Here is a 3,253-nt window from a genome sequence, read left to right on the forward strand (position 1 = left end):
GTATCGCATGAGCGAGCTTCAGGATATGGAAGAAATCACGCTCGACACGCCATTCGGGGCCCCCTCGGACGCGCTCGTCACAGGCCGGCTCGGTAGCGCGCGCGTGGCATTCCTGGCGCGCCACGGCCGCCATCACTCGCTGCTGCCCGACGAGGTGCCCTACCGCGCCAATATTCATGCACTCAAGCAACTCGGGGTGCGCTACCTGATCTCGGTATCGGCAGTCGGCTCCCTGCAGGAGGCGATCCGCCCGCTCGACATGGTGCTGCCCGATCAGTTCATCGATCGCACGCACCGGCGCGAGCAGACTTTCTTCGGACAAGGCATCGTCGCGCATATCGCTTTCGCCAAGCCGGTTTGCACGGCACTCGCCGACCTGATCGCGACCGCCGCCGCCCAAGCCGCACCCGAGGTTCGCCTGCACCGGGGCGGTACGTATGTTTGCATCGACGGACCGGCGTTTTCGACCTATGCCGAGTCGCAGTTATTCCGCAGCTGGCAGGCATCGGTCGTCGGAATGACCAATCTGCCCGAAGCCAAGCTCGCGCGCGAAGCCGAAATTGCCTATGCGACCCTGGCACTGGTGACCGATTACGATTGCTGGCATCCGACCCACGAGAGTGTGACAGTCGAGTCGGCCATCGCGAACCTGGGGCGCAATGCAGCCAACGCCCAGCGAGTCATTTATCGTGCCATCGAGTTGCTGGCCGACGCGCCGCCGGCATCGGCCGCGCATGATGCGCTGCGCACCGCGCTGGTTACACCGCTGGCCGACGCGCCGGCGCAGACCAAGGCGCGGCTGGCCGCACTGCTCGCCAAATATGAATAAGACGCCAATCGCTCTGTCGATCGTCGTGCCGGTACTCAATGAGGCGAGCGGCATCGCCGTCGTGCTGCGCCGGCTTGCGCCGCTGCGCGCGCTGGGCGCCGAGATCATCGTGGTCGACGGCGGCAGCGACGATGCGACCCGCGAGCTGGCGGCGCCTCATGCCGACAAACTGGAGCGGGCGCCACGCGGCCGTGCCGCGCAGATGAACGCCGGCGCTGCCTTGGCACACGGCAACGTGCTGCTGTTTCTGCATGCCGATACCCTGTTGCCCGCCGGGGCCGACCGACTGGTAAGCGCCGCGCTGTACGACGGAACCCGTGTCTGGGGCCGCTTCGACGTATGCATCGAGAGCCGCCATCGGCTATTGCACGTGGTCGCGGCAATGATGAACCTGCGCTCCCGGATCACCGGCGTGGCGACCGGCGATCAGGCCATCTTCGTCACACGCCTCGCATTCGAGCAGGCGGGCGGCTTTGCGCCGATCGCGCTGATGGAGGACATCGCACTGAGCAAGCGCCTCAGGCGCATCTCGCCGCCGGCGTGCATCGACACGCCGGTCATTACCTCGGGGCGGCGCTGGGAGACTCGCGGTGTGTGGCGCACCATTGCACTCATGTGGGGGCTGCGCCTGGCTTACGTTTGCGGCGTGGCACCGGCCACGCTGGCGCGCTGGTATGGCAACCTGCCGGTAGCCCCGGCCGCGCCCAGGGAGCATCAAGCCGATGGTCTTTCCCGCTGACGGTCATATCGCGGTGTTCACCAAGCCGCCGGTCCCGGGCCTGGTGAAAACGCGCCTGATCGCCGCGCTCGGTGCCCACGGCGCGGCCGCGATGCATGAGCACCTGCTGGTTCGTACGCTGCGCACGGTCACCGGTACCGGCGCCTCCGCTTCGCTGTGGATCGCCGGCGACGCCGCCGACGCGGCCCTGCGCGCATGCACCGACGAGTTCGCCCTGCCGGTTCATCGGCAAACCGGCGACGATCTCGGCCAGCGCATGGCTGCGGCACTGCGCGCCTCGCTCGGCACTTACCGGCGCGTTTTGCTGATCGGTTCGGATTGCCCGGTGCTGACGACCGCGCACCTGCATGAAGCGGCCGACCGACTTGACCATGACACGCCGGCGGTATTCATTCCGGCCGAGGACGGCGGCTATGTCCTGGTCGGTGTTTTCGCCACGCCGGATGAGCACCTCGCCACGCTATTGCACGCGGCTTTCCACAACATCCCATGGAGCACCGAGCATGTCATGCGCATCACCCGCGAGCGCCTCGCGGCCGCGCGCATTCACTGGGCCGAACTGCCGCCGCTGTGGGATATCGATCGTCCCGAAGATCTCACTCGCTTGCGCGACACGCTGCGCTGAGCGGCCCCGGCCGGCCTGCGATGCGCGCTACCAATGCGCCATCAGGGCGATGCATGACCTAGCTCTGCCCACACCAGCTTTCGATAGTCGAAACCAGCGAGCAACGTCGGCTTGACGATGGCGAAATAGGGCGACGCATCGAAATCCCTGGGCACGAAAAGACTGTGGTGCCGCACGCGGAGAATCTCCCGCACGCAATCCGGACAATCGGTCTGGCCGGCGGGCTCGGACTCGACGATCGGCAAGATGGGATACCCGATCGACTGGAACGCTTGCGCGATCAATGTCGAACAGATGGCCCGCGTCGGATCGCCGCTGCCGAACGCCAGCATTCGGCGGCGCCAGCGCGTGGGTACGGGAGGCGTGGGGATCAGGTAACGAGCCAGATCGACCACGTTTTTAAGGTCGTAGCGATGCCCGATGCGGGCACAGGCGTAATCGACGACACGCTGCAGATCACCCGGGGTCAATCCGACCGGCCGGCATATCCGGCAATGCAAACCCGCAAATTCGGCCAGCGTGACACGTCTGACGCCCTCGACAATATCAGCCTCGACAAAGAAAACATCCCCCCGTCCCGTGACCGCATCGTTACCGACACACAGCGCGGCATGCGACCAGGTCGATTGAGTCAGGTATTTGATCGCCACGCTCACTCGACTGTTGCCTTCGACCAGCAGCACATCGCCCGGGCGCAATACGGCGGTCAGTGTGGCGGGGCGGGACGCGAGCGAGGTTCCATGAACGTGAGTGGGGCGAGTCAGCCAGGCGCCGAGCCAACCTCCCAGGCGGCGAGCCAGTGGATTCATCGGTCTCCTCCCGCAACGCGAGCCGCCAATCTCATATCGGTCAGCCTCCCATATTCATCGCCAGGCGTCGTTCGAACGTCAATCGGCGGTACCGGAAAAACGGATTCGAGTCGCGCCATGACTAGGTGCCCCCGCGACGCCATGCATGAAAGCGCGCCAGCCATGCCAGCACGCGCTGCGGCGCGTGCGCGCGCTTCCAGACACCGGCGGCGTATTTATTGGCCTCAGCCATGGTCGGGTAAATGTGGATC

At 65.8% G+C, this 3,253-nt stretch carries 4 protein-coding genes; 3 read left to right on the forward strand and 1 reads right to left on the reverse strand.

The features are described 5' to 3' along the window. From EPN80_RS17010 to EPN80_RS17020, 3 genes are all read left to right on the forward strand, one after another. A partial coding sequence (locus EPN80_RS17010; protein ID WP_293029980.1) for an S-methyl-5'-thioadenosine phosphorylase occupies positions 1-829 on the forward strand: 829 nt, incomplete at its 5' end. Next, a complete protein-coding gene (locus EPN80_RS17015) occupies positions 822-1,568 on the forward strand; it encodes a TIGR04283 family arsenosugar biosynthesis glycosyltransferase (RefSeq protein ID WP_293029982.1) in 747 nt (248 codons plus the stop codon). The genes EPN80_RS17010 and EPN80_RS17015, both read left to right, overlap by 8 nt. Next, positions 1,552-2,193 carry a TIGR04282 family arsenosugar biosynthesis glycosyltransferase gene (locus EPN80_RS17020; protein WP_293029985.1) on the forward strand — a complete coding sequence of 214 codons (642 nt, stop codon included), beginning with the start codon at positions 1,552-1,554 and terminating at the stop codon, positions 2,191-2,193. Before EPN80_RS17015 ends, EPN80_RS17020 begins: the two co-directional genes overlap by 17 nt. Positions 2,194-2,234: 41 nt before the next feature. Here EPN80_RS17020 and EPN80_RS17025 read toward each other — a convergent pair whose 3' ends face one another. Further along, positions 2,235-3,002 carry a YiiX/YebB-like N1pC/P60 family cysteine hydrolase gene (locus EPN80_RS17025; protein WP_293029988.1) on the reverse strand — a complete coding sequence of 256 codons (768 nt, stop codon included), beginning with the start codon at positions 3,000-3,002 and terminating at the stop codon, positions 2,235-2,237. Positions 3,003-3,253 lie beyond the last annotated feature (251 nt).

The organism is Pandoraea sp. (assembly GCF_004297875.1).
GTDB lineage: Bacteria > Pseudomonadota > Gammaproteobacteria > Burkholderiales > Burkholderiaceae > Pandoraea.

What these genes read in the sequence shown, in the direction of transcription:
- EPN80_RS17015 (WP_293029982.1), top strand. Translation starts at nt 822, where the DNA reads ATGAATAAGACGCCAATCGCTCTGTCGATCGTCGTGCCGGTACTCAAT.
- EPN80_RS17020 (WP_293029985.1), top strand. Translation starts at nt 1,552, where the DNA reads ATGGTCTTTCCCGCTGACGGTCATATCGCGGTGTTCACCAAGCCGCCG.
- EPN80_RS17025 (WP_293029988.1), bottom strand. Translation starts at nt 3,002, where the DNA reads ATGAATCCACTGGCTCGCCGCCTGGGAGGTTGGCTCGGCGCCTGGCTG.